Source organism: bacterium, assembly GCA_040756715.1.
In the GTDB taxonomy this organism is placed as follows: Bacteria; UBA9089; UBA9088; order UBA9088; family UBA9088; genus JBFLYE01.
Genome location: JBFLYE010000059.1, coordinates 9,114 through 9,793 on the forward strand (window position 1 = coordinate 9,114; position 680 = coordinate 9,793).

Below are 680 nucleotides of genomic sequence, written 5' to 3' on the forward strand. Positions count from 1 at the left end.
ATGCTTTTTTGCAAGCACATCAATTTCTTCTTTTGTCTTGTTTATCAATGGTCTTTCAATAGAAATGGGTTTTTTAGAGACACCAGCCTTTGTTCCTAATGATGCTGTTTTAAAGAAGCTTTCTAAAAAATCATCCCTGCAATCGGGATACCCAGAAAAATCCCTTGCATTCGCACCAATAAAGATAGAATCTCCTTTAATTTCCTCGGCATATGATATTGCTATGCTTAAAAATATGAGGTTTCTTGCACTAACATAGGTTGAGGGAATCTTTTCTCCTATTTTCTCTATTTCTGGGCTTGGAATTGGCTTTTTTTTGTCGGTTAAAGAAGAGGAAAGCCAGGGAAGCCTTATTTTTATAACCACAAGGCTTAACCCTAAAGATTCTGCTATTTTTCTTGCACAAATAAGCTCTTTTTTATGCCTCTGTCCATAATCAAAAGACAAGGGAAAACAAATATAGCCCTTGCTTTTTGCAAGATAAAGAATTGTTGAAGAATCAAGACCACCTGAGGTAAGAATAACAGCTTTTTTATTTTCCAATATTTTTGAATATTCCCATTACATAGCTTGAGCTGTAATGGGAGATTTTCTCTTTTGTCTCCTTTAATGCTAGCTCTGCTTCATTTATGGCAGATAGGGCAAGGGGAGAGGAATTTTCTTTTTCTGCCTTTTTGAGG

1 protein-coding gene is annotated in these 680 nt (G+C 35.6%); it reads right to left on the bottom strand.

The window, feature by feature from the left end:
* Positions 1-543: 7-cyano-7-deazaguanine synthase QueC (queC, locus tag AB1397_02490; GenBank protein ID MEW6481860.1), on the bottom strand; the 543-nt coding region annotated here is incomplete at its 3' end.
* Positions 544-680 lie beyond the last annotated feature (137 nt).